The organism is Streptomyces marokkonensis (genome assembly GCF_008312835.1).
Taxonomy (GTDB): Bacteria; Actinomycetota; Actinomycetes; order Streptomycetales; family Streptomycetaceae; genus Streptomyces; species Streptomyces marokkonensis_A.
Window position 1 is genome coordinate 29,497 of sequence record NZ_VSKS01000006.1, and the last position, 23,602, is coordinate 53,098.

The 23,602-nt window shown below is 73.6% G+C and carries 26 protein-coding genes; 10 read left to right on the top strand and 16 right to left on the bottom strand.

The window, feature by feature from the left end; translation table 11 throughout:
- Window positions 1–73: 73 nt before the first annotated feature.
- Window positions 74–280 (top strand): hypothetical protein, encoded by a 207-nt coding sequence (locus F1615_RS12385; protein ID WP_149548993.1) that lies wholly within the window; start codon window positions 74–76, stop codon window positions 278–280.
- An 82-nt stretch (window positions 281–362) separates the two neighbouring features.
- Here F1615_RS12385 and F1615_RS12390 read toward each other — a convergent pair whose 3' ends face one another.
- From F1615_RS12390 to F1615_RS12400, 3 genes are all read right to left on the bottom strand, one after another.
- Window positions 363–851: a DUF5709 domain-containing protein gene (locus tag F1615_RS12390; RefSeq protein ID WP_149548994.1), complete on the bottom strand. Its 489-nt coding sequence runs from the start codon at window positions 849–851 to the stop codon at window positions 363–365.
- A gap of 206 nt (window positions 852–1,057) precedes the next feature.
- On the bottom strand, window positions 1,058–2,551 hold the full coding sequence (locus tag F1615_RS12395; protein WP_149548995.1) for a hypothetical protein: 1,494 nt from the start codon (window positions 2,549–2,551) through the stop codon (window positions 1,058–1,060).
- 180 nt (window positions 2,552–2,731) lie between these two features.
- A complete protein-coding gene (locus F1615_RS12400; protein WP_149548996.1) occupies window positions 2,732–3,469 on the bottom strand; it encodes an HAD family hydrolase in 738 nt (245 codons plus the stop codon).
- A 97-nt stretch (window positions 3,470–3,566) separates the two neighbouring features.
- On the opposite strand from F1615_RS12400, the gene F1615_RS12405 reads away from it, so the two are divergent.
- From F1615_RS12405 to F1615_RS12415, 3 genes are all read left to right on the top strand, one after another.
- The gene (locus F1615_RS12405; RefSeq protein ID WP_149548997.1) at window positions 3,567–4,256 is read left to right on the top strand and encodes a nucleoside/nucleotide kinase family protein; all 690 of its coding nucleotides are present in this window, start codon (window positions 3,567–3,569) and stop codon (window positions 4,254–4,256) included.
- Window positions 4,257–4,271: 15 nt separating this feature from the next.
- The gene (locus F1615_RS12410; protein ID WP_149548998.1) at window positions 4,272–4,775 is read left to right on the top strand and encodes a GNAT family N-acetyltransferase; all 504 of its coding nucleotides are present in this window, start codon (window positions 4,272–4,274) and stop codon (window positions 4,773–4,775) included.
- A gap of 143 nt (window positions 4,776–4,918) precedes the next feature.
- Window positions 4,919–6,484, top strand: coding sequence for a phospholipid carrier-dependent glycosyltransferase (locus F1615_RS12415; protein WP_208818309.1), 1,566 nt, complete (start codon window positions 4,919–4,921; stop codon window positions 6,482–6,484).
- A gap of 13 nt (window positions 6,485–6,497) precedes the next feature.
- Here F1615_RS12415 and F1615_RS12420 read toward each other — a convergent pair whose 3' ends face one another.
- Together F1615_RS12420 and F1615_RS35600 are read right to left on the bottom strand one after the other, a co-directional pair.
- A complete protein-coding gene (locus F1615_RS12420; RefSeq protein ID WP_149549000.1) occupies window positions 6,498–6,911 on the bottom strand; it encodes a DUF3662 domain-containing protein in 414 nt (137 codons plus the stop codon).
- 48 nt (window positions 6,912–6,959) lie between these two features.
- Complete coding sequence (locus tag F1615_RS35600) at window positions 6,960–7,121, bottom strand: hypothetical protein (RefSeq protein ID WP_167533728.1); 162 nt, start codon at window positions 7,119–7,121, stop codon at window positions 6,960–6,962.
- A gap of 173 nt (window positions 7,122–7,294) precedes the next feature.
- On the opposite strand from F1615_RS35600, the gene F1615_RS12425 reads away from it, so the two are divergent.
- From F1615_RS12425 to F1615_RS12435, 3 genes are all read left to right on the top strand, one after another.
- Window positions 7,295–8,212, top strand: a complete 918-nt coding sequence (locus F1615_RS12425; protein WP_167533729.1) for a MurR/RpiR family transcriptional regulator — start codon at window positions 7,295–7,297, stop codon at window positions 8,210–8,212.
- A 393-nt stretch (window positions 8,213–8,605) separates the two neighbouring features.
- Window positions 8,606–8,980, top strand: a complete 375-nt coding sequence (locus tag F1615_RS12430; protein WP_167533730.1) for a hypothetical protein — start codon at window positions 8,606–8,608, stop codon at window positions 8,978–8,980.
- A gap of 190 nt (window positions 8,981–9,170) precedes the next feature.
- The gene (locus tag F1615_RS12435) at window positions 9,171–11,486 is read left to right on the top strand and encodes a PP2C family protein-serine/threonine phosphatase (protein ID WP_149549250.1); all 2,316 of its coding nucleotides are present in this window, start codon (window positions 9,171–9,173) and stop codon (window positions 11,484–11,486) included.
- A gap of 15 nt (window positions 11,487–11,501) precedes the next feature.
- Here F1615_RS12435 and F1615_RS12440 read toward each other — a convergent pair whose 3' ends face one another.
- Window positions 11,502–12,107, bottom strand: coding sequence for a peptidoglycan-binding domain-containing protein (locus F1615_RS12440; protein WP_149549003.1), 606 nt, complete (start codon window positions 12,105–12,107; stop codon window positions 11,502–11,504).
- Window positions 12,108–12,181: 74 nt separating this feature from the next.
- The gene (locus F1615_RS12445) at window positions 12,182–13,027 is read right to left on the bottom strand and encodes a hypothetical protein (protein ID WP_149549004.1); all 846 of its coding nucleotides are present in this window, start codon (window positions 13,025–13,027) and stop codon (window positions 12,182–12,184) included.
- Between the two features lie 131 nt (window positions 13,028–13,158).
- Here F1615_RS12445 and F1615_RS12450 point away from each other — a divergent pair, with 131 nt between their 5' ends.
- Window positions 13,159–13,878, top strand: a complete 720-nt coding sequence (locus F1615_RS12450; RefSeq protein WP_149549005.1) for a TetR family transcriptional regulator — start codon at window positions 13,159–13,161, stop codon at window positions 13,876–13,878.
- A 163-nt stretch (window positions 13,879–14,041) separates the two neighbouring features.
- On the top strand, window positions 14,042–14,458 hold the full coding sequence (locus F1615_RS12455; protein WP_149549251.1) for a Zn-ribbon domain-containing OB-fold protein: 417 nt from the start codon (window positions 14,042–14,044) through the stop codon (window positions 14,456–14,458).
- 30 nt (window positions 14,459–14,488) lie between these two features.
- Here the strand turns inward: F1615_RS12455 and F1615_RS12460 are convergent, their stop codons facing one another.
- From F1615_RS12460 to F1615_RS12470, 3 genes are read right to left on the bottom strand one after another with little or no spacing between them, the layout of a single operon-like run.
- Window positions 14,489–14,869, bottom strand: a complete 381-nt coding sequence (locus F1615_RS12460) for a PPOX class F420-dependent oxidoreductase (RefSeq protein WP_149549006.1) — start codon at window positions 14,867–14,869, stop codon at window positions 14,489–14,491.
- 10 nt (window positions 14,870–14,879) lie between these two features.
- Complete coding sequence (locus tag F1615_RS12465; RefSeq protein ID WP_149549007.1) at window positions 14,880–15,611, bottom strand: class I SAM-dependent methyltransferase; 732 nt, start codon at window positions 15,609–15,611, stop codon at window positions 14,880–14,882.
- Complete coding sequence (locus F1615_RS12470) at window positions 15,604–16,803, bottom strand: MalY/PatB family protein (RefSeq protein WP_149549008.1); 1,200 nt, start codon at window positions 16,801–16,803, stop codon at window positions 15,604–15,606. The genes F1615_RS12465 and F1615_RS12470 overlap by 8 nt, the downstream gene beginning before the upstream one ends.
- A gap of 268 nt (window positions 16,804–17,071) precedes the next feature.
- Between F1615_RS12470 and F1615_RS12480 the strand changes: the two genes are divergently transcribed.
- Complete coding sequence (locus F1615_RS12480) at window positions 17,072–18,448, top strand: S1 family peptidase (RefSeq protein ID WP_149549010.1); 1,377 nt, start codon at window positions 17,072–17,074, stop codon at window positions 18,446–18,448.
- Between the two features lie 175 nt (window positions 18,449–18,623).
- On the opposite strand, the gene F1615_RS12485 is transcribed toward F1615_RS12480, so the two are convergent.
- The 6 genes from F1615_RS12485 to F1615_RS12510 all read right to left on the bottom strand — a co-directional run bounded on the left by F1615_RS12485 (window position 18,624) and on the right by F1615_RS12510 (window position 23,510).
- The gene (locus F1615_RS12485; protein WP_030863721.1) at window positions 18,624–18,809 is read right to left on the bottom strand and encodes a hypothetical protein; all 186 of its coding nucleotides are present in this window, start codon (window positions 18,807–18,809) and stop codon (window positions 18,624–18,626) included.
- Between the two features lie 163 nt (window positions 18,810–18,972).
- Entirely contained in the window at window positions 18,973–19,668 is a 696-nt protein-coding gene (locus F1615_RS12490; RefSeq protein WP_149549011.1) for a L,D-transpeptidase family protein, read from the bottom strand.
- Window positions 19,669–19,909: 241 nt separating this feature from the next.
- Complete coding sequence (locus F1615_RS12495; protein ID WP_149549012.1) at window positions 19,910–20,725, bottom strand: SDR family NAD(P)-dependent oxidoreductase; 816 nt, start codon at window positions 20,723–20,725, stop codon at window positions 19,910–19,912.
- Between the two features lie 50 nt (window positions 20,726–20,775).
- The gene (locus tag F1615_RS12500; RefSeq protein WP_149549013.1) at window positions 20,776–21,690 is read right to left on the bottom strand and encodes an SDR family oxidoreductase; all 915 of its coding nucleotides are present in this window, start codon (window positions 21,688–21,690) and stop codon (window positions 20,776–20,778) included.
- Window positions 21,691–21,792: 102 nt separating this feature from the next.
- Window positions 21,793–22,422, bottom strand: coding sequence for an MBL fold metallo-hydrolase (locus F1615_RS12505; RefSeq protein ID WP_149549014.1), 630 nt, complete (start codon window positions 22,420–22,422; stop codon window positions 21,793–21,795).
- Window positions 22,422–23,510: an S-(hydroxymethyl)mycothiol dehydrogenase gene (locus tag F1615_RS12510; RefSeq protein ID WP_149549015.1), complete on the bottom strand. Its 1,089-nt coding sequence runs from the start codon at window positions 23,508–23,510 to the stop codon at window positions 22,422–22,424. The genes F1615_RS12505 and F1615_RS12510 overlap by 1 nt, the downstream gene beginning before the upstream one ends.
- Between the last annotated feature and the right edge of the window lie 92 nt (window positions 23,511–23,602).

Sequence of the window (23,602 nt, forward strand, 5' to 3'; positions counted from 1 at the left end):
GTTGAATGGTGAGTGTCGGACCCGATGACAGCACCGGGGCCGCAACAGCGATCCGGACCCGAGGAGCCAGAAGATGTCGACGTCCCAGCCCGACGCGTCCCGGCAGCCCGAGGACCGTGCCACCCCGGACAGCCTGCTCCACGCCCGCACCGGCACCGATGTGTCGCCGGAGGACCTGGTCCTTGCCTCCGGCAAGGACATCACCCCGCGGAACCTCGAGTGGGCCAGGCGGAAGCTGGCCGAGGAGGGGCCCGCCGCCCTGGACAAGATCCTCCCCTGACTGCCCGTTTCCCTGCTCCCGGCAGGACGGCGCCGCCGGTCCCGTGCATGCGGACCGGCGGCGCCGTAGGCCGTGCGCGGGGTCAGGTTCTGTCCCGCTCCTCCGGGAGCGCCGTCCCGTCCTCGACGACGTGCATCGCGGCCTCCTCCGCGCCGGCGGCCCCGCCGTCGATGCCCACGTCGTCCGCGACGCTCTCCTTGGTGGTGTCGGTGTGCGCGCCCTCGTCGGGGGCGACCAGGCGTCCGGCGCGGGCACCGCCCGCCTCCGGATCCACCGGCTCGCCCTCGCCGCCGGGCAGGTCGCCCACCTCGTCCCCGGCGGGCACGGGCTCCTCGGGAACCTCCTGGGCCAGCCGCTCGTAGAGCGTCTCCCCGTCGTGCTGCTCGGCGGCCGTGGTGCCGTGCTTGGTGACGCCGAGTGGCTTCTCCGGCGGCGAGTAGCCCTCGTCGAGGGTGTCGTCGTAGGTCCGTTCGTCGAGAGCGTCCTGCATGTCGAGCGGCGCGGCGTCCTCTTGCTCCTCGTTGCTCCCGGTGGGCTGGTAGGCGTCGTCGGCCATCGGTTCGGAGCCCATGGATTCCTCCCTGTCACGCTGCGTCGGCTCATGTCGTCCGCGGTGTCAGATCCGCGTTTCCCGTCACGCGATCTCTAACCCCTCGCGCCGGACGGCGGGGAGAGCCCGGCGCGGTCGGGGCGGCGCGGTCGGGCCGTCCGGACGGGACCGTCGCCGCTCGGCCACGGCCGGATCAGGAACCGGGTCTCCGGCTCGGGGAGCCGCCGTCAGCCCGCGTCAGGCCCCGGCGCCGGGGCGACGCGCACCTCGAGGTCGCCGACCCGGTGGGCGGGCCAGGACCGGGCGTAGCCGGGCGGGGAGCCGCCGGGGCCGGTGAGCGCGGCGACCGGCACACGTGCGGCCGTGCGCAGAATGGCGGCGACTGTGGTGTTCTCGTTGTTGCCGGAGGTCGCCCCTGAGGAACAGCCGGCGTAGTAGGCGATGGGGATGGCCTCGTGGCCGGTGATCAGACAGGGCGGGCGGACGCCGAGCCGGTGCAGTTCGTCCGCCGTGCGGGCCCAGTCGCGACGGCTGTCGAGGTTGCGGTCCACGGTGTGCACGAGGACGGTCAGCTGGACGGTGAGGTGGCCCGCCACCGCGAGCGCGACCAGGACCCTGGCGGTCCGCAGCCATGGCCCGCGGGGTGCCGTGACCAGGTGCCACAGCGCGTCGGCGACCGGGATCGCGAGCAGGGCGTAGGCGGGCTGGAGGAAGCGGGGCGCCGCGTACTCGATCATGAACAGGTACGGGACCGCGGCGGTGGTGGCGCAGGCCAGCGGTACCAGGGTGCGCACGGTGCGGCGGGCCCGCACGGCGAGGACGAGGCCGAGGACGGCGAGCAGCGGCAGGACGAACCACCAGAGGGTGATCACGGGGTGGGGCATCGACCCGGTGCACGGGCGGCACAGGGCGCGCCCGCCCAGGCTGCGCAGCTGGTCGTCGAGGGCGATGTGCCCACCGAGCCCGCCCTGGATGCGGGAGGCCTCGGCCAGCCGCTCCCCGAGGCCCCCGAAGGCGGTGTACGCCTCGATCACCCACTCGGCCCCTCCGGCCGCGAGGCCCCCGGCGACGGCGAGCAGTGACCGCCAGTGCCGGCCCGCGAGGGCGAGGGCGAGGAGCGGGAGGGTCACCCAGACGGCGTCGGTGGGCCGCATCCAGGCCATGAGCGCCGCCCCGCCCGCGACCGTCCACAGTGCGCCGCGCGACGAGGGGTCCGCGCGGTGGCGCAGGAAACCGCCGACGGCGATCAGCGCACCGATGGCGACCCAGTAGTTGGGCATGGCCTGGGGACCGTAGAAGAGGGTCACCCACAGGGAGGCGAAGAAGGCTCCGGCGGTGACCAGGACCCGGGTCGGGAACAGGCCGCGCCAGGCGCGCAGGGCCAGGTGGAGGGCCAGGCCGGAGAGGAGGGCGAGATAGACGCGCAGCAGGACGGTGGACTCGGACCAGGACGCGACGGGCGCCACCAGCAGGGAGACGCCCCGGGAGCGCGGTGCGCTGAAGAAGGCGGCCGGATGGTGGGAGGTGACCTGGCTGGTGTAGACGATCTCGTCCCAGCCCAGGCCCAGCACGGGCCGGACGAGGGCGAGTTGGGTGAGGGTGAAGACGGCCGCGAGCACCGCGAACGGCCTGGTGCCGGGCGCGTGACGGGAGGCGCCCGGACCTGACCGCTGCTCGCGTCCTCGTGTCGCGGCCAGCAGGGCACCGGCGCCGTCGGTCATCGTCCGTCCTTCGTTCTCGCGCGTCGTGGGTGCCGGGTTCCACGGGCCGTGGCGTCCAGGGGGGCCGGGGCGGCGGAAACCGGGCGTCCGAAGATCACGGCCAAACCTAACCCGCGCGGAACGGGCACGCAGGGCGATATACGGCCAACCGTCGCATGCGCCCCGGGAGCCCCCGTGTGCTCACACATCACCTCCGAGCTCGGCCAGGTCCGTCACGACCCGGTCGGCGCCGTGCGCGTACAGGGCGTCGGTCTGGCCCACCCGGTCCACGCCGACGACGTACCCGAAGCGTCCGGCGCGGCCCGCGTCCATGCCGGCGAGCGCGTCCTCGAACACGGCGGCGCGGGACGGCTCCACGCCGAGGTCGTGAGCGGCGGCGAGGAAGGTGTCGGGCCTCGGCTTCCCGGGCAGGCCCCGCTCGGCGGCGACCACCCCGTCGATCCGGACGTCGAAGAGGTCCTCGGCGCCGACGGACCGCAGGACGTCCCGGCAGTTGGCGCTGGAGGACACGATCGCGGTGCGCAGTCCCCGGGCGCGGACCGCCTCGATGTAGCGCAGCGTGCCGTCGTAGGGCGCCACGCCGTCGGTGCGGATCCTCGCCAGCAGCCGTTCGTTCTTGCGGTTGCCGAGACCGTGCACGGTGCGGGCGTCGGCCGGGTCGCCGGGTCCGCCCTCGGGCAGTGCGATGCCGCGGGAGGCGAGGAAGGTGCGGACGCCGTCGGCACGCGGGAGGCCGTCGACGTACTCGTCGTAGTCGGTGTCGGTGAAGGGCCGGAAGGCGTCGCCGTCCCGCTCGCGGAGAAAGGCGTCGAACGTCTCCTTCCAGGCGGCCGCGTGGACGGCGGCCGTCTTCGTGACGACGCCGTCGAGATCGAAGAGGCAGGCGAGGATGTCATCGGGCAGACCCAGATCCGTCATACAGGACACCGTTCCCCGTACGGCGCCGGACAGTGGGCGCGGGCCGCAACGGCGGCGGAGCACCGGCCGCCCGGGCCCGGGTGACACACTCTCCCGTGTGGTGCTGACCTTCGACGACCTCCTCCGCCGTGCCCGCTCGCTCCCGCGGGACGGCCGGCGCGCGATCCTCGGCATCGCCGGAAGCCCGGGAGCGGGCAAGTCCACCCTCGCCGCGGGTGTGGTGCGCGAGCTGAACGGCGGTGGGGAGCCGTGGGTCGCGCACGTGCCCATGGACGGCTTCCATCTCGCCGACGCCGAGCTCGGCCGCCTCGGGCGCCGGGACCGCAAGGGCGCCCCGGACACCTTCGACGCGGCCGGGTACGCGGCGCTGCTCCGGCGGCTGCGCGAGGAGCCGTACGGCGATGTCGTGTACGCCCCCGGCTTCGAGCGGGTGCTGGAACAGCCGCTGGCGGGAGCGGTCCCGGTGCCGCCGGCCGCCCGGCTGGTGGTGACGGAGGGCAACTACCTGCTGCTGGACACCGGGGCCTGGGCGCGGGTCCGGCCGCAGCTCGACGAGGTGTGGTTCTGCGACCTGGACGAGCGGGAGCGGCTCCGCCGCCTGATCGCCCGGCACGAGGAGTTCGGCAAGAGCCACGAGGAGGCGGTGGCCTGGGTCGAGCGCTCGGACCGGCGCAACGCCGAGCTGATCGCGCCGACCCGGGAGCGGGCCGATCTGGTGGTGCCGGCATCCGCGCTGCCGGACGCGTCCCGGCCGCCGGAACGGACTGGACGCGGTGCGGCCCGCTGACGCAGGCTCTCCTCCATGATCAGAGCAGCCACCGTCGACGACGTCCCCGAGATCCGTTCGATGATCAGGGAACTCGCCACGTACGAACGGGCCCCGGAGCAGGCCCGCGCCACCGATGAACAGCTCCGTGCGGCCCTGTTCGGTGAGCGCCCCGCCGCTTCCGTGCTGATCGCCGAGGACGACGGGACCGGCGAGATCGCGGGGTTCGCCCTGTGGTTCCCGCGCTTCTCCACCTGGACCGGGACCCGCGGGATGCATCTGGAGGACCTCTACGTGCGCCCGCACACACGGGGTGCCGGACACGGCAGGGAGCTGCTGGCCACGCTCGCGCGGATCTGCCGGGAGAACGGCTTCGAGCGCTTCGAGTGGGTGGTGCTGGACTGGAACGAGCCGGCGATCGCCTTCTACAAGTCGCTCGGGGCGGAACTCCTGGACGAGTGGACGGTGTGCCGGCTGACCGGTGGAGCGCTCGAGGAGCTCGCCGCGCGTGCACCGGCGGACGGGAGCCGGGCGTTGTGACGCCCCGGGTGCGCGCGCGGGTGCGAGAGTAGGGGCCCATGAGGGGTCTTGTGGCGGCGCGCGCACTCAAGCCGGTCCCCGGCGACGGTGAGGGAGGCACCGCGCCGGGGGGCACCGGCCGGCGGTGGCCGGTGCTCGTCGTGATGGTGCTGCTTCTCGGGCAGATGGCCGTGGCGATGGTGACCGCCGCAGTGCGGCAGACGCCGACGATCGACGAGCCGGTGTACGTGGGTACCGCCGCCGTGTATCTGCGGGAGCACAGTCTGCGGTTCAATCCTGAGCATCCCCCGCTCGGGAAGCTGGTGATCGCCACCGGGGTGGCGGTCGCCGATCCGCACCTCGACGCGGGGTTCGGCGGCGACCAGGGCGAGTTGGGGCGGCGGCTGCTGTACGAGTCGGGCAACGACCCGTGGCGGGTCATGTTCTGGGCGCGCCTGCCGGTGATCGTGCTGACGCTGCTGTTCGGGCTCGTCGTCTTCGCCTTCGCCCGGGAACTGGCGGGCAGGGCGGGCGCGTTGGCGGCGCTCGCCCTGTACTGCCTCTCGCCCGACGTGATCGCGCACGGCTCACTGGCCACGCTCGACGTGCCGGCCGCCGGGTTCGTGCTGACCTCCGTCTGGCTGGTGTGGCGGGCGCGCCTGCGGCCGCGGCTGCATCTGCCGCTCGCCGGGGCGGCGTTGGGGGCGGCGCTGGCGACCAGGATGAGCGTGCTGCCCGCGCTGCCGGTGCTGGTCGTGACGGCAGCCGTGTCGGTGTGGTGCGCGACCACGGGTGACCGGCGGCGCCGGCTGGTGCGGGCGGTGGCGGGCGCCGCCGTCTTCACGCTGGTCGCGGTCGCCGTCGTCTGGGCCGCCTACCTGGCCGTCGATCCCCGGTTGCGCTGGGATCCGCAGGCGCGGGTGCCCGTGCTGCGAGGGCTGCGCGGGCTGTTCGTGGAGCTGCTGCCGTTCCCCGAGCCGTACCGGGACGGCATGCGCGTGCAGTTCCATTTCGAGTACTGGCCGTGGGAGGGCTTCCTGTTCGGGCGGGTGTACACCGGCTCGCTCTGGTACTACCTGCCGGCCGCGCTGCTGGTGAAGACGCCGCTCGGCATGCTCGCGCTGTGGGCCGCGGGCGCCGTCACGGTGGTGACGGTGCGCCGGCTGCGACCCGCGGCGGCCTGTCTGCTCCCGGTGCCGGCGGTCCTGCTGGCCGCCGCCATGTCCGGGTCGCGGGACTTCGGCACCCGGTACGCCGTGTTCCTGCCGATGTTCCTGGCGGTGGCGGCGGGCTGCGTGCTCACCGTGCGGTGCCGGTGGGCACCGCACGCGGCGGCGCTGCTCGTCACGCTCGTCGCGGTGAGCTCGCTGCGGACGTACCCCTACTATCTGCCGTACTCCAATGAGGCGTTCGGCGGTCCGTCGAAGACCCGGCTGCGGCTGCACGACTCCAATGTGGACTGGGGCCAGGACCTCGGCCGGCTCGCCGACCGGCTGCGCGAGCGGTACCGGGGCGAGCGGGTCTGGCTCGTCTACAAGGGCAGCGGGGTCCCCTCGTACTACGGCGTCGACGCGGCCGATCCGCGCCGGGTGCCGCTCGACGAGGTGCGCGGGGTGCTGGTGGTGTCGGACTCCGCGGCGGCCAAGGCCAGGGGCCGGCTGGCCGAACTGCTCCGGAGCAGCCGCCCGGTCGACGACGTCGGTCACTCGATCACGGTCTACCGGCGCTGAGCGCGGGCCGCCGTCAGCTCCGCCCCGCGGCTCCCGCCCGCAGGAAGGCGTCCGCGCTCACGTGCGGCATCACGCTGCTCGCCACGCGGTAACGGCCGTTGGGCACCTCGGCGGACCGGCGTACGTGCACGGCGAGCGGGCCCGCCCACTCGTAGCCGTGACGCGCGGCGTGCCGGGCCAGCCGGTCGGTGAGCACCTGCCCCACCCGCCCGCCCCGGCGCGTCAGTTCCTCGTGCACGGGACCGGCCAGTTCCACGTCGTAGGCGTTGGGGACCATCACCCGGCCCGCCCGGCACACCACGGCGTTGCTGTCGCACTCGCGTCGCAGGGCGTCGACGAGTTCGACCGGGTCCCGGCCGAACATCCGCGCCCACAGCGCCTCCCATCGGTTCTCCAGTGTCTCTTCCAGCGCGCTCAGAGCGCCCATTGGTTTCACCTGCCGAAACGTAGTCGCGTCGAGGACGGGAGGGAGGGTCTAGCGCTCGTCGTAGTCGTCGGGCCTGATCTCGGCCTCCTCGAGCGCCTCGCGCATCGTGCGGCCGGTGCCGCCCTGCGCGCGCGTCTCGTCCTGCTCACGCCGCTCGATGGTGTCGTCGGTGTTCCGGGTCTTCGGCCGGTTCTCCTCGGGGACGGTCATGTCCGCTGGCTCCTCGGGTCTCGCGGGGGTCCTCTGTTGCGCTGTGCCGTCGGGTTCCCTGAAGCGGCGTGGATATCCCCGGGGAAGCGGGCCGGTGCGCTCGGGCGAGGAGCCTGGTCACCACGGTGCGTGGGCTATGTTGAACCCTCGTGGGAGACGAAGGAGGCGCACCGGTGCCATCGCCGCAGCAGGCACGCGCACAGGCGTCCGCGATCACCTCGGGGAAAGCGGGCCAGGACACGGAGATGTCCCCGACGGCCCAGCTCCGCGCGCTGTTCGACCGGCCCCGGCTCTCCCCCGGCCAGCGACGCATCGCCCAGTACCTGATCGAGCACATCGCCGAGGCGGCGTTCCTGTCGATCACGGACCTCGCGGACCGGGTCGGGGTGAGCCAGCCCTCGGTGACCCGGTTCGCCTCGGCGGTGGGCTTCAGCGGCTACCCCGCGCTGCGGGAGAAGCTCCAGTCGATCACCCTCGGCACCCGCGCGGGCGGTCCCGCCGAGGAGAACCGGGGCAACGAGCTCCAGGCGGCGGTCGACGCCGAGATCGGGAACCTGGAGAACCTGCGGCGGGACTTCGCCGACGCCGACCGGGTCATCGAGGTGGGCCGCCGGCTGTCCGCCTCCACGCCGCTCACCGTCCTCGGCCTGCGCATCTCCGTCTCCCTGGCCGAGTACTTCGCCTACGCCGCCCGACGTATCCACCCCGACGTACGGCTCGTGACGCGGGGCGGCAGCGTCGCCTACGACGCGCTGCTGCAGTCGCGGGAAGCGGGCGGCACCTGGGTGCTCGCGTTCTCCATGCCGCGGCACGCCCAGGAGACCCTGACGGCGGTGCGGGTCGCGCGCAGCGCCGGGCTGAAGGTCGCGCTGATCACCGATCTGGCGCTGGGTCCGCTGGTGGACGAGGCCGACGTCACCTTCGCCACCGGCACCGGATCGCGGCTGGTCTTCGACTCCTACGCCGCTCCCGGCGTGATGTGCGCGGCGCTGCTCCAGGCCATGACGGACGCGGATCCGGAGCGGACGCAGGCCCGGCTCGACGAGTACGAGCACGTGGCCGACGAGCACCAGTTCTTCCTCAGGGACTGAACCGCCCGGCTAGGCCTCCCGCGGCACCCCCTCGTCAAAGCGCGCATGAATGTTTTCATACGTCTTGCAAACCAGATGGCATATATAAATACTGCTCACGGATCGCGGCCCGGCAGCCCCGGAACCGCGGCCCAGCACCCTCGTCCCCACCCGCTCCGCCCGGAAAGCCGACGGTCCGCCCATGCGCAGCCAGCACCACCCGCCGCGGATGGCACCGGTACCGACCGGGCGCCTGCGCGAACACCCGAAGCCGCCGGCTCCTACCCGCTCCGGCGGTCAGGGTGTTCGGCCGGGCATCCCCTGCCCGGCCGCTCGTGGCGGCCCCGGTCATCCCCTAGACCGGGGCCGCCCCACCCCGTCGTCCACGCCGGCGACGCCGCACACCCGGAAGCGATGATCATGCCCCTGACGTCCACGCGCCTCAGTCCCGACTGGCCCTGCCAGGTCAAGACCCCCGGCAGCTACGACTGGGAACGCTCGGCGGCCAAGTGGCTGCGCGAGCTGGTGCCTGCGCGCTACGCGAGCTACCCGGCGTTCATCCGGAACCCCGTCCTGCTGGCCCGGCACGCGCAGATCCAGGTCGAGCACGAGATCCGGATGGCCCGCACCGCCCTGCAGACCGCCCGGGCGGATCTGCCCCGGCTGGGAGTGCACGAGGGCGTCATCGAGCACACCATCAAGCTCTACGCGGCCGAGGTCATGCAGCTCCAGCACATCGCCCGCAGCGTGCGGGCGGTCACCCAGGCCCTGACCGGCGCCGGCCGCTGACCGCTCCGGGGCCGAGGAGGCGCCCGGCGCCCCGGCCGTCCCGGGAATCCGGGGGAACAAGCCGGTCAACGAACCGGGAGGGTTGTGCGATGCTCATCGCGTGAAGAGCGAGCCCGTTGCGCCGGTGGACCCCGGAGCCGCGCCGGACCTGGTGGAACTGGCCAGGGTCGTCGCCCAGCAGCGCGCCGAGATGGACCGGTTGCGTGAGCAGGCCGCGACGTCGGCCGTCGTGGAGCGGGCCAGGGGCGTCGTGATCGCGCTGACCGGTGGCTCCGCGGACGCCGCGGGCGAGATCCTGCTCCAGCGGGCGAAGGCGGCCCGTCGCACCCTGCTCGAGGAATGCTGGATCACCCTGGGCGAACTGGCCCCGGCCCGGTCCGGCGACGCCAGGTCCCCGGCGCGCTCCGGCGAGGACGGGGACGGCGCGGCCGACGGCCTGCCCGTGGCCGGCCCGCCGGCGGCTCCCTCCACCCCCGACGACGTCGCCGAGGCGCTGAGCCGGCTGGGCCGGGCCCTCGTCCACGTCGGGACCCACCAGGACCTGGCCCGCTGCCTGCAGGAACACCTCGGGCAGGACCTGGGCGCGGACTCGGTCATGATCTACGCCCGCCGGGCCGGAGGCTGCCTCGAACTGCTCGGGCACGCCGGTGTCGACGAACGGCTCGCCGCCCAGTGGCACCGGGTGCCCCCGTTCAGCGGGGTCGCCGTGCGGGACGCCCTGCAGGCCGGCGAACCCCGCTGGCTGGAGGACTTCGCCGCGGACAGCGCGAAGTACCTGCTGATCGGCGAGCCGCCCGAGCGGTGGCCGTCCCGGACCTGGCTGCCGCTGCCCGCCGGGGACGGCTCCGACGTCTGCATCGGTGTGCTGCGCGGGCGCCCCGGCCCCTTCACCCCGCGCGACCGCGCCCATCTCCTGGGGGCCGTCCGGTTGTGCGCCGGGCGGCTGCGCACGTTCACCTCCCCGTCGGAGCCGGCGACGGACACGCCTCCGGACGCCGTCCGGGCGCTGTTCGCGGCACTGCCGGTGCCGGCGATGCTGCTGACCCCGCTGCGCGGCCCCTCCGGCGACACCGAGGACTTCCGGGTCGACGCCGCGACGGCGCGGGTGGCCGGCCTGCTGGGCGGCACCGGCGGCGATCCGGCCGGGCGGCGGCTGCTGGAACTTTGGCCCGGTCTGGCGGGCACGCCGGTGTGGCAGGGCTGCCTGGACACCCTGGCCGGCGGGGAGACGTACGAGAGCGGGCCGTTCGCACACCAGGAACTGGTGGACGGCGCCGCGGAGCTCACCACGCACTCCGTTCGCGTGGCACGCCTGGAGGACGCGCTGGTCGTGACCTGGGTACGGCACGCCTCCTCCGACCGCCAGGAGCAACGGCTCGCCGAACTGCAGCGACTGGGCAACCTGGGCTGGGCGAACTGGAACCTCGCCACCGGTGAGACGTCATGGTCGTCGCAGCTCTTCGACATCCTCGGCCGGGACCCCGCGAACGGCCCGGTCCCGCTGGCGGACCTCCCCGGACTCGCGGTGACCGGAGACCGGTCCGCGCTGCGGCGTGCCGTCGGAGCGCTGGCCCGCGAGGGGCGGCCGTTCGACGTCCCGTTCCGGGTCCGCGGCCCACACGGCGTCCGTCATCTGCGGCTCGTCGCCGAGGTGGTGGCCGACGCGCACGGCACACCCGTCGAGGTGCACGGCATCGTCCAGGACCTGACCGCGCGGCGGCGGGCCGAGCTCGCCCTGGTGGAGAGCGAGCGGGCGATCCTCACCCAGCACGACGTCCTGCAGTCCGAGCGGACCCTGGTCTCCCGGCTGCAGAACGCCCTGCTGCCGCTGCCGGAGAGGGCGGTGAACCTGGCCGGGCTGCGCGTCGAGGTCGCCTACCTCCCCGCCCAGGCGGGCATCCACGTCGGGGGCGACTGGTTCAGCGCCATCGAACTGCCCGACGGCGACGCCCTGTTCGTGGTCGGCGATGTCGCCGGGCACGGGGTGGACGCGGTCGCCACCATGGCCCAGCTCCGCTTCACCACCAAGGGCATGGTCATCACCGGCTCCTCGATGACCGGCGCGCTCGCCCGGCTCAACACGCTGCTGCTGCACTCCCGGGACACCCACGGCACCGCGACCATGGTCCTGGCCCGCTACCGGCCCGGTGACCGGCGGCTGCTCTGGGCCCAGGCGGGACACACCCCGCCCCTGCTGGTGCGCGACGGCGAGGTCACCTGTCTGCGCCGCCCTCCCGGCATGCTGCTCGGCGCGACCGCCGCGCCGCATTTCGAGGAGGCCGAGTGCCGGCTGGAACCGGGCGACCGGGTGCTGCTGTACACGGACGGCCTGGTGGAACGGCCCCCGGAGAACATCGACCTGGGCCTGCAGCGGCTCGCCGAGGCCGTCGCCGCCCACCCGGGCGACGAGCCCGGGTCCCTGGGCACGCTGCTGGACACGATGCTGGAGGACGAGCGCCGCGACGACGTGTGCGTGCTGGACATCCGTGTGCCCGAGGAGCGGTAGCCGCCGTCCGCGGGATCACGTGGCCGGGTCACCCGTGCGGGACTCCAGCGCCAGCCGGGTGTCGTCGCCGTAGACGCCGGTCTCGTCGCCCCGGACTCCGTACCAGAGCTGGAAGCGGGCGACGGCGGCCGACAGGACGGCGTCGTAGCGGCCGTCGGTGGTTCCGCCCCGGTAGACGTCCGGGACGCGCAGCAGCCGCTCCTGGAGTTCGGTCACCTCGGGACCCGAGTCGCCCTCGCGGAGGAATCCCCGGTCCGCTGGAGGGGGCGGCGCCGGGGGCGCGGTGGCGGACGGCCCGGGGGCGGGCGCGGCGTGGCCGCCGGTGGTCCGGTCCGTGAACAGGAGAGCGCCGCCGAAGCCGGTCAGCGCGGCGGCGGCGACGGCGAGTGCCAGCGCGGTGCGGCGCGTCCCGGAGGGATGCCGGGCGGCGGGGACGGGCGGGAGTTCCTGTGTCCGGTCCTCGGAGCCGACCGGCGGCCGGGGCAGCCGCACCGGCTCGTCATCGCCCCGTTGTTCCCGCTCGAACTCCCTGAACAGCTCCGCGAGCGCGTCGGTGCGGCGCGGACGCAGGACGTGGACGGGTTCGAGGGGCGGCCGCCCGGCCCCGGACGGTGTCGTCACGTCGCTCTCCTTCCGTCCCGTGCGGGCGGTCGAGCCGCCTGTGGGGAGAGATACGCGACGAGGGCCCCGCGGGTTCAGCCGCCGCTTACACCGTTGTCGCGGAGGAAGCCGCGCAGGGACGTCACCATCGCCGACACGAACGCCTCCCGGCCGGCGCCGTCGAGGGCGTCGAGAGAGAGGTACGGGTTGAGGTCCTCCAGTTCGACCAGCAGCAGTTCGCCGCCGGGCGCGCGGCAGGCGTCGACGCGCTGGATGCCGTGGCCGAGGGTGTTCCACTCGACGAAACGACGGGCGAAGTCGAGGTCGTCCGCAGTGGGTTCGTAACGCTCCAGCTGCCAGCGCCGCTCGGGGTCGGGGGCGTACAGGGCGTACTGGAAGGAGTGGTCGACGTAGTAGAAGGACACCTCGTAGGTGAAGTCGATGTGCGGCTGCACCAGGACGTCGCCGTCCACGAGGTCGCGCACCGCGTCCGCGGGGACGATGCGCAGGCCTATGGAGTCGGCGCCGAGCCTGGGCTTGACCACGTACCGGTCGGCCTCGGGCAGCCGGTGCAGGTCCTCGGGCCGGCCGACGGTGGGGATCACGGGCCGACCGGCGGCGGTCAGGTCGAGCAGGTACTGCTTGCCGGCCATGTCGCCCCGGCCGGTGAGCGGGTTGTAGACCGGTGTGCCCGTCGCGGTGGCGCGCTCGCGGAAGGCGTCGTAGGCGTCCCGGTACTCCAGTACCGGACCGCTGTTGCGGACCACGACGGCGTCGAAGCCGTCCATCAGGGCGACGGCGTCCCGCGGGTGGCACAGGGCGAGGCCGACGTGCTCGCGCAGCCGGGAGGTCAGGAAGATGTCCTCGTCGCAGTAGCGCCGCCCGCGGGCCGGGTAGGCCAGGTCGGTGACGTAGAGGACGCGCGGACGGGCGGGTGGCATGCGGGCTCCCTGGGGGACGACGGTGGCTCGATCATAGGGACGACCTGCGCGGGAGTGCTCCGGCGGTACTGAGTGCCGTGCCGATCGTGCACTGAGTGCCGCCACCGGCCTCCCGGTGCTACGTTCCGTGCATGAGCTCCAGCAGTGCGGCTGCCGGCCGCGGTGAGAAGGCCGGGAAGCCGACGATGCGGGACGCCCTGGTGGCGGCGGCCTTCCGGCTGTTCCTGGAGCGGGGCTACGAGCAGACCACGGTCGACGACATCGTGGCCCTCGCCGGTGTGGGACGGCGGTCCTTCTTCCGCTACTTCCCGTCCAAGGAGGACGTGGTCTTCCCCGACCACGAGCGGTGCCTGGCCGACATGACGGCCTTCCTGGCCGCGGGCACCGACGACGAACCGGTGCGCAGGGTCTGCGACGCCGCCCGGCTGGTGCTCCTGATGTACGCCGAGAACCCCGCGTTCTCCGTGCAGCGCTACCGCCTCACCAGACAGGTGCCGGGGCTGCGGGCGTACGAGTTGTCCGTGGTCTGGCGCTACGAGCGGGCCTTGGCCGGGTATCTCCGGGCCCGTTACGCCGGCCTGCGGGACGGCACCCTGCGGGCCGATGTGATCGCCGCGGCCGTGGTGGCAGCGCACAACAACGCGCTGCGTTCCTGGCTGCGCTCGGACGGGCAGGGGGACGCGGAGGCCGCGGTGGACCACGCGCTGGAGCATGTGCGGGCCGCGTTCGGCGCCGAGACCGTCCCCGCGGTGACCGACGGGCCCGACGACGTGGTGGTGATCGTCTCGCGGCGCGGGGCACCGCTGTGGCGGGTGGTGCAGGAACTCGAGGCGGCGCTCGGGAGGGGCTGAACGGCGCGGCCGCTCCTCGGCAAATGAGGGTACGGAGTGCCTTTACGAGTGGCACTGAGTGCCATACTCTGTGGCTGTGCGCGGTGGCACGGAACACCGGGCACACGCGTGCCGCGGGGACCGCGCACGCGGGATTCCGGCCGAATGCAGGGAGTTGACCAGCGTGTACCACCACTCAGGAAGCGTCGCTCAGCAGGCAGCCGGCTCCGCGACGGGCGTCCTCGATCCCCAGGGCACCGACCACGCGGAGGCCATGCTCTACCAGCGCTGCACCTGGTGCGGCACCGCCACGTACCACCGGCTGCTGTGCCCGGTCTGCCAGGGCAGCGAGCTGCGCACGGAGCGCAGCGAGGGCGTCGGCACGGTCCGCCACTCCACGGTGCTGCACCGCAACACCCCCGCGGCACGCAATGTCTCCCTGATCGAGATGGCGGAGGGGTTCGTGGTGCGCGGCCGGGTCATGGGCCCGCCCATCGGGATCCACAGCGGTGACCGGGTACGGCTGTCGACGGCCAAGGACCCGGTGCGGGGCGAGCCGGTCTTCCAGCTGGTGGACGAGCCGTTCCGGGCCTGGACCTGACGGTCCGCCGGGCGGGACCCGGCCGCGGGGTCAGAAGGTGACGCGGATGCCCACCGTGCCGTTCAGGCCCCTGCGCAGACGGCTGCCCAGGAGGGTCAGCCGGCCCACGAGGCCGTACTTGCGGGCGATGAGCCGGCGGTAGCGGGCGGTGGTGGCGGCGTCGCAGATCTCCGCGGTGGCGGGGACCTGGTCCCCGGTGGGCGTGCCGCGTACGTCGCACGGGCCGACGAGGACGTCGCCGCGGGCGCGGATCCGCTTCACCTTCCACGAGCCGGCGGCGGTCCACACCCCGAGCGCGTCACCGTCCCGCACCACCCACACCGGCGTGGCGACGGGCGTACCGTTCTTGCGGTAACTGGTGACCAACAGGTACTTCCCGGCGCCGAGCCGGTCCCGCAACGCGTCGTCCATGCGGGGAAGTCTAGGCGCCGGGACGGCGCGCGACGAAGACGAACTCCCGGCCCGGACGGTCGGGCGCGTCCCGCACCTGTTCCAGCGCGTAGCCGTGCCCGGCGAGATCGGCCTCGACCTCCTGCCGCTCGCGGAAACGCAGCGTCGAGTCCGAGGTGAGCACCGCGCCGTCCGCGGCGAACACGTAGGTGGTGCGGAACGTCACCAGCGGGCCGTCCACGTCGGTCACCTGGTGCCAGCTCTCGACCGCCCCGACGCCGGGGACGTCCGTCCTGCGGTACGACTCCCGGCGGGTCCAGCCCTCCCAGGCCCGCCGGGCCGGGTCCCTGGTCTCGAACACCAGCCGTCCCCCGGGCCGCAGCGCCGCGCGGGCGCCCCGCAGCGTGCCGTGCCAGGCGTCCGGATCGGCGATGGCCTGGGCGACGTTCGCCGTCATGGTCGCCAGATCGGCCTCGAGCGGCGGCAGGGACGTCGCGTCGCCCTCGATCCAGCGGACCCGTGCGCCGCCCGGCTTGCCCCGGGCCACGTCGAGGGACGCCCCCGCGGGTTCGACGCCGACGGCCTCGATCCCCCGGTCGGCCAGGAGCAGGGCGAACACCCCTGTCCCGCACCCGATGTCCAGCACGCGCCGGGCACCGAACTCCTCCACCATGAGGAGATACGCGTCGAGGTCACCGCGGTCGGCCTCGAGCGGATCGTAGAGCGCCGCGAGCCGTGGATGACCGAAGCACTCGTCAGCCACCGACGGCTCCCGCCCGCTGCACGGCCGCCGCCATCCGCCGCACCGCCTCCGTGAGCACCTCGGTGGAGGTGGCGAGGTTCAGACGGGCGTGGCCCGCGCCCCCCGTGCCGAACGGGAGGCCGGAGGTGAGCGCCACGCGGCCGTGGTGCAGGAAGGCCCGGGCCGGGTCGTCGCCGAGGCCGAGCGCGCGGCAGTCGAGCCAGGCCAGGTAGGTGGCGTCCCCCGGGCGGTAGCGGACCGCCGGCAGCCGGTCGGCCAGGAGCTCGGCGAGCAGCCGCCGGTTGGCGTCGAGTCCGGCGAGCAGGGCGTCCAGCCAGGAAGTGCCGTCCCGCAGGGCGGCGGTGTGGGCGAGGATGCCGACGTGGCTCGGCCCGTGCCCGACCTCCTCGGGCATCCGTGCCAGGTCCTCGGCCGCCCCGGGCCCCGCGACGGCGACGGCCGCCTTGAGGCCGGCCAGGTTCCACGCCTTCGACGCCGACATGAGCGACAGGCCGCGCTCACCGCCCGGCACGCTCAGGAGGGGCACGAACCGCGTGTCGCCGACGACCAGGGGCGCGTGGATCTCGTCGGCGACGACGCGTACGCCGTACCGCTCGGCCAGGGCGGCCACGGCGGTCAGCTCCTCGGCGGTGTGCACGGTGCCGGTGGGATTGTGCGGGCTGCACAGCAGGAACGCGGCCCGGCCCCCGTCGGCCGTCACCCGCCGGAAGGTGTCCTCCAGGACGTCGGGGTCGATCCGCGCGTCCGGGCCGAGCGGTGCCTCCACCACCCGGCGGTCCATGTGCCGGACGAAGTCGTAGAAGGGCGGGTACACCGGTGAGTTCACCACGACCGGATCGCCGTACCCGGTGACCAGTCGCAGCATCTCCACCACGCCGAGCATGACGTCGGGCACGAGGGCGGTGCGCTCCACGGCGAGCCCGTCCCAGTCCCACCGCTTGCCGGCGAAGGCGGCCAGCGCCTCGGCGTAGGCGCTGCCGGCGGGATAGCCGGTGTCGCCGAGTTCCATGGCCTCCGTGACGGTCCGCACGATCGGTTCGGCGAGGGGGACGTCCATCTCGGCCACCCACAGGGGCAGCACGTCCTCGGGGTGGGTGCGCCACTTCATGCTGGTGCGGCGCCGCAGGCGGTCGAGGCCGAGGGTGTTCAGGGGATTCGGTTCACCGGACGTCTCGTGCGGGATCCTGGTCATGAGCACACGATAGGGCGCCGTGATGTGCTCGGGCATCGGCGGAACGCGGCAGGCGCCGTCGGCACGTTGCGGGAGATCGCCTGCGCCGGGTCCGGGCCGGACGGCGAGAACCCGGGCGGCGGGAACACCGACGTGTTCGCGCATGCCGGCGTGCGGATCGCGCTCGGGCTGAACACGACGGGTCCCTGGCCCGTATGCAGGGAGGGCACTCGACTCAGGGGAGGCCCCGCGGTGTTCGCACCGCGCTGCAGAGGTTCGGGAGCCATGCATGAGGCACGCACGACGACGGGTCGTCCGGCGAGTGACACGGCTGGCGGCCGTCGGCGGACTCCTCCTGGGGGCCACGATGGTCACCCGCGCCGTCGCCGGTGAGCCGCGGGTGCCCGAGGCGGTCCCGTTCTCCACCGCCGAGGAGACGGCGGCGGGCCCGGGCGCAGGCCTCGTGGCCGAACTCGGCACGTCCCGTACGGCGGGCAGCTGGATCGGCGCCGACGGGCGGACGGTGGTCGCGGTCACCGACGAGGAGGCGGCGGCCGAGGTGCGCGAGGCGGGCGCCGAGCCGAGAATGGTGCGCCACAGCATGGACGACTTCAAGTCCGCCGCCCGGACGCTGGGTTCGGCGCCGCGCGTGCCCGGCACCGCCTGGGCGATGGACTACCGGTCCAACCAGGTGGTCGTCCGGGGCGACACCACGGTGTCGGCGGACGACTGGTCGGAGCTGACCGAAGTGGCCGACGGCATGGGCGACTTCGTGCGCATGGAGCGGACCGGGGGCACCTTCACCACCCGTCTCAACGGCGCCCGGCCCATCCTGTCCACGGCCGGCCGCTGCTCGGCGGGCTTCAACGTGACCGACGGGGAACGGGACTTCATCCTCACGGCCGGGCACTGCGGCCCCGACGGGTCGGTGTGGTTCGCCGACAACGGGGGCAGGCAGGAGGTCGGCACCACCGTCGGCGGCAGCTTCCCGGGGGACGACTACTCCCTGATCGAGTACGCGGGCGGCCGGGCGGGCGAGGGCGCCGGTGTGGTGGCGGTCGGCGGTGGCAAGGGCGTACGCATCACGGGGGTGGCGGATCCGACGGTCGGGCAGCGGATCTTCCGCAGCGGCAGCACCAGCGGACTGCGTGACGGGGAGGTGACCGCGCTCAACGCGACGGTGAACTATCCCGAGGGCACGGTCAGCGGTCTCGTCGAGTCCAACGTGTGCGCGGAGCCCGGTGACAGCGGCGGGCCGATGTTCTCCGAGGGCATCGCGCTCGGTGTCACGTCCGGGGGCAGCGGTGACTGCCGGACGGGCGGTACGACGTACTTCCAGCCGGTGACGAAGGCGCTGGCGCAGCTCGACGTACGGCTGATCGTGGCGCCCGGGGCCGACGGAGGTGCGGCGGCGCCGTCGCCCGCGCCGTCGGACGCCGGGGGTGCGGCCGCTCCGGACGCCGCCACCCCGGGGTCGTCGGCTCCGGTGAGGGGCATCGTCCCGGACCCGTCGACGCTGCTGTCACGGCTGGCGGACCCCCGCAACGTCGGGCCGGGTCTGCTGGTGATCGGGGGCAGTCTGGTCGCGCTGGTGGCCTCACGGTGGATCCGGGCGGAACAGGACCGCAAGGCGTACCGGCGGCACTACTCGGCGACATGGGGCTGAGCGGGCCGTGGATCCGGGCCGTGCGGAGCACCGCACCGTCGCCGGAGCAGGAGGACGCCGCACGGGACGGACAGGACGACGCCGGCAGAGGGCCGAGGAGGGTGCGGGAAGGGCACCCGTTCGATCACGGGTGCCCGGTCGACGGGATGGCGAGCCGAGGCCGGCCGCGGGCCGGTCAGGCCGCCCTGGCCGGCTGCGGAAGGGCCGAGGCCCACTCCTGGACCAGGCGCTGGTACTCCTCGCGCTGTTCGACGCTCAGTGTCCCGCCCGACCGGAGCCACAGGGCCCGGATCTCCTCGTTGACCTCGGCAGCCGATCGCTCGGAGGAGGGTTCAACAGTGGTGGACATGCCGTGAAGCATACGGGGCCGGACGTGAAGACGCTGTGAGTAATCGCACGCATATCGGACATTTCCGACAGTGTTGCTGATCACGTCCATCTGCTGTGATCTGCCGCGGAACGTGGGCGATTTCACACCGCCGCCCCCGGGCCTCGCGCGCGGGCCCGGGGGCGGCGGGGCGGGCTCAGGTGCCCGGCTTGCGGCCGTACACGTAGACGTCGTCGCCCTTCTTCAGCAGCGACCAGTACTTCTTGGCGGCGGTCTTCGTCATGTTCACGCAGCCGTGCGAGCCGGGCGGGTTCCACATGCTGACACCGACCGAGTGGAAGGCCTGGCCGCCGTCGAAGAACTGGCTGTAGGGCATCGGCACGTCGTAGATGGTCGAGACGTGGTCGATGTTGCGCCAGTAGATCTTCTTCAGGCCGGTGCGGGTCTCGTACCCGTTGCGTCCCGTGCGGACCGGGACGGGGCCGTAGACGAGCTTCTTGCCGTCCTGGATCCAGCTGAGCTGGAGCGTCAGGTTCACGCAGGCGATCCGGCCCTTGTTCGTGGGGCACTTACCGGACTTGTTCGGGTTCTTGCCCACGGCCTTCTGCTTGTTCATCAGGTCCATCACACCCCAGGTGACGGGGCCGGCGTACCCGATGTTCGGCTTGATGCCGTGCTTGGTCTGGAAGGCGCGGATGGCCTTGCAGTCGGCGGCGGACTGCTTGCCGTCGACCGGGCGGCCGAGGAGCTTCTCCACCTTCTTCTGGTACGGGCCCGCCGAGGTGGTGCAGCTCGCGGCCTGCGCCGGTGCCGCGCCGAGCGCGAGTGCGAGCGGAGCCACCAGAGAGGTGACCCCCAGGATGACGGTACTCCGTCTGCGTATGTCCCCCATGGTCCTTCTGCCTTTCCCGCGGAAGTGTGCGCCAGGCCTGCGCACTCTGCCAGGTAGACGATCCACGGGGGCCATCGGTTGTGGGCCCGGTCCCGGCCGCAACCGAACGGTGACAATGCATCCGTACGGGACCGGTCCACGGGTCGTGAGGTGGACCGGGAGACACCGCCGGTGCGCGGCCCGGGCTCCGTCCCGTGGACCGCGCACTCGCCGGCGATCCGGCCGGGGCGCCGCGCGGCGCTCACCCGCTGGGCGGCGGCTGCGGCGACGCCGCGCCCAGCGCCTGCCGGAACCCCGAGTTGACCGCGGTGATGCCGCCGTCGACCACGAGCGTGGTCCCGGTGATCCAGGACGCGTCGCGGGAGGCGAGGAAGGCGACGGCGGCCGCGATGTCCCCGGGCTCGCCGACCCGGCCGAGCGGATAGAGACGCCGGGCCGCTTCGAGCTCCTCGTCCCTGCCCGCCCAGGCCCGGGTGCGGATCGTCCCCGGTGCGACGAGGTTGACCCGCACACCGCGCGGCGCGGCGTGCCCGGCGAGGGTGCGGGTGAGGGAGGCCAGGCCCGCCTTGGCCGCGCTGTAGGCGTGATTGCCGAAGTCCTGCAGCCCGTTGACGGAGCCGACGCTCACGACGGCGCCCCGGCCGGAGGCGGCGAGGTGCGGGAGTGCGGCGCGGCAGCAGCGGTACGCGCCGGTGAGGGTGACGTCGAGGTCCGCGGCCCACTCCTCGTCCGGCTCGTCCTCGAAGCGGGGCGCGTCCGGGGTGCAGTGGGCGGCGTTGCTGACCAGCACGTCGAGCGAGCCGAAGGTGCCCACGGCGTGCGCCACGGCCGCCTCGACCGAGGCCCGGTCGGTCACGTCGCAGGCGAAGGCCTCGGCGCCGAGCCCCCGCTCCCGCAGCGCCGACGCCGTCGTCCCGGCCGCGTCCGGGTCCACGTCGGCCACCAGGACGCGCGCCCCCTCCTCGGCGAACCGCAGGGCGGTGGCCGCGCCGATGCCGCGTGCCGCCCCGGTGATGAGAACCCCGTACCCCTCGAAACGCCGTGTGTCCGTCGTCATGGGGTGACGGTAGCCGCCGGGACGATCACGGCGGCAGGGGCCGGAGAGGATCAGCGGTAGCCGGTCACGTCCGCCGGCCTGCCCGCGTCCTGCACCTCGACGAGATAGCGCCAGGCGTCCGGGCGGCTGCCGTCGAGGTCGGTGAAGCCGTACTCCCTCGCGAGGCCGCCGCTGGAGAGGGACGTGCCGTTGAAGCGGGCCACGTCCGGGTCGGCCGCGAGGGCGGTGACGGCCCGGCCGACGTAGCGCGGGGTCTCCGAGATGGCGAAGTGGGGGACGCTCTCGAGAGCGTCGCGCCAGTTGTCCTCCCGGACCCCGAAGTGGTCGAGCATGATCTCCGAACGCAGCCACCCCGGGGTGAGGGCGACCGCCGTGGCGCCGCGCGGCCCGAGTTCGTGGCCGAGGGCGAAGGCCATGCGCAGGACGGAGGACTTGGCGAGGTCGTAGAAGAAGGAGACGCGGTAGGTGTCCCGGTTGTAGTCGGCGGTGCCGTCGGTGACCTCGACGACCAGTCCGCCCGGGTTGCGCAGCAGCAACGGCAGGGCGTGATGGCTGGTGATCGCGTGGGTGTCCACCGCGAGGCGGAGCAGGCGCAGGCCCTTGTCGAGGTCGTGCTCCCAGACGGGCGCTTCCCATTCGAAGAGCGTCTCGCCGCCCCAGATGTCGTTGACGAGGACGTCCAGGCGGCCCTGTTCGGCGGCGATCCGGTCGACGAGCGCGCGGACCTGTGCGGGGTCGAGGTGGTCGGTCGGGACCGCGATCCCCCGGCCGCCCGCCTCGGTGACCAGGTCGGCGGTGTCCTCGATGGTCTCGGGGCGGTCGTACTCGGAGCGGCGGGCGCGGGTGGTGCGGCCGGTGACGTACACGGTCGCGCCCGCCGCCCCCAGTTCCACGGCGATGCCCCGTCCGGCTCCCCGGGTCGCCCCGGCCACCAGCGCGACCCTGCCCCTCAGCTGCTCCGACATGTACGGCCTCCCGTCACCCGTGCTCTGCTGTACGCGTCGAGCGTGACGGGTAAGCCGGACATCCTCTGTCACCTTTTCGCGCCGGTCACCCGGGCGGGCCGTTCAGTGCCCCCGTGCGATCCACTCCTCCAGGTGCGGGGCCTCCGCGCCGATGGTGGTCGGGTCGCCGTGGCCGGTGAGGACCTTCGTCTCGGGCGGAAGGGTGAGCAGCCGGTCCCGGATCGAGTCGATGATCGTCGGGAAGTGGGAGAAGGAACGGCCGGTGGCGCCGGGACCGCCCTGGAAGAGGGTGTCGCCGGTGAACACGGTCGCCAGCCCGGGGTCGTACAGGCAGACGGCGCCCGGCGCGTGGCCCGGGGTGTGCAGCACGGTGAGGTCCGCGCCGGCGGCCTCGATCACCTGGCCGTCGACCAGCCAGGAGTCGGGGTCGCGGTGCGGGTGGGTCTGCTTCCACAGCCGGAGGTCGTCGGGGTGCAGCCAGATGGTGGCTCCGGTGCGCTCGGCGAGGGCGGGCGCGGCGTCGATGTGGTCGTTGTGGGCATGGGTGCACACGATGGCCGTCAGGCGCCGGTCCCCCACCGCCTCGGCGATGGCGTCGGCGTCGTGGGCGGCGTCGATGACGATCACCTCGTGGTCGTCGCCGACGATCCACACGTTGTTGTCGACGTCCCAGGTGCCGCCGTCGAGGCTGAACTGCCCGGACGTGACGAGTCGTTCGATGCGGGCGGTCATCACAGCACCACCACCGAACGCAGCACGTCGCCGCGGTGCATCCGCTCGAAGGCCTTCTCCACCTCGTCGAGCTGGATGGTCTCGGTGACGAACGCCGCCAGGTCCAGGCGCCCCTGGAGGTGCAGGTCGATCAGCATCGGGAAGTCCCGGGAGGGCAGACAGTCGCCGTACCAGGAGGACTTCAGGGAGCCGCCGCGGCCGAAGACGTCCAGCAGCGGCAGTTCGAGCTTCATCTCCGGTGTGGGCACGCCGACCAGGACGACCGTGCCGGCCAGGTCACGGGCGTAGAAGGCCTGCCGGTAGGTCTCGGGGCGGCCGACGGCCTCGATGACGACGTCGGCGCCGAAGCCGCCGGTGAGGTCGCGGATCGCCTCGACGGGGTCGCTCTCGCGGGAGTTGACGGTGTGGGTGGCGCCCATGGAGCGCGCGGTCTCGAGCTTGCGGTCGTCGATGTCGACGGCGATGATCTTCGCCGCGCCGGCCAGCCGGGACCCGGCGATCGCCGCGTCCCCGACGCCGCCGCAGCCGATGACGGCGACGGAGTCGCCCCGGCCGACGTCGCCCGTGTTGATCGCGGCGCCGATCCCGGCCATCACGCCGCAGCCGAGGAGCCCGGCGACCTGCGCGGAGACGGCGGGGTCGACCTTGGTGCACTGTCCGGCGGCCACCAGGGTCTTCTCGGCGAAGGCGCCGATGCCCAGGGCCGGGGAGAGTTCCTGCCCCGTGGAGGCGAGGGTCATCTTCTGCTTCGCGTTGTGGGTGTCGAAGCAGTACCAGGGGCGGCCCCGCAGGCAGGCGCGGCACGTGCCGCACACGGCACGCCAGTTGAGGATCACGAAGTCGCCGGGACCGACGTCGGTGACGCCGTCGCCGACCGACTCGACGACGCCGGCGGCCTCGTGGCCGAGCAGGAAGGGGAAGTCGTCGCTGATGCCGCCCTGCTTGTAGTGCAGATCGGTGTGGCACACCCCGCAGGCCTGGATCCGCACGACCGCCTCGCCGGGTCCCGGGTCGGGTACGACGACCGTCTCGATCCGCACCGGCTCGTCCTTGCCGGGTGCGATCACGCCGCGTACTTCCTGGGCCATGGTGCTGACTCCTTCGTCGGCCGGTGTCCGTCCCCCCGACCCTACGCGGGAATGATCGGCGACGCCGCCCGCCGTGCGGCGGGTCCGCGCCC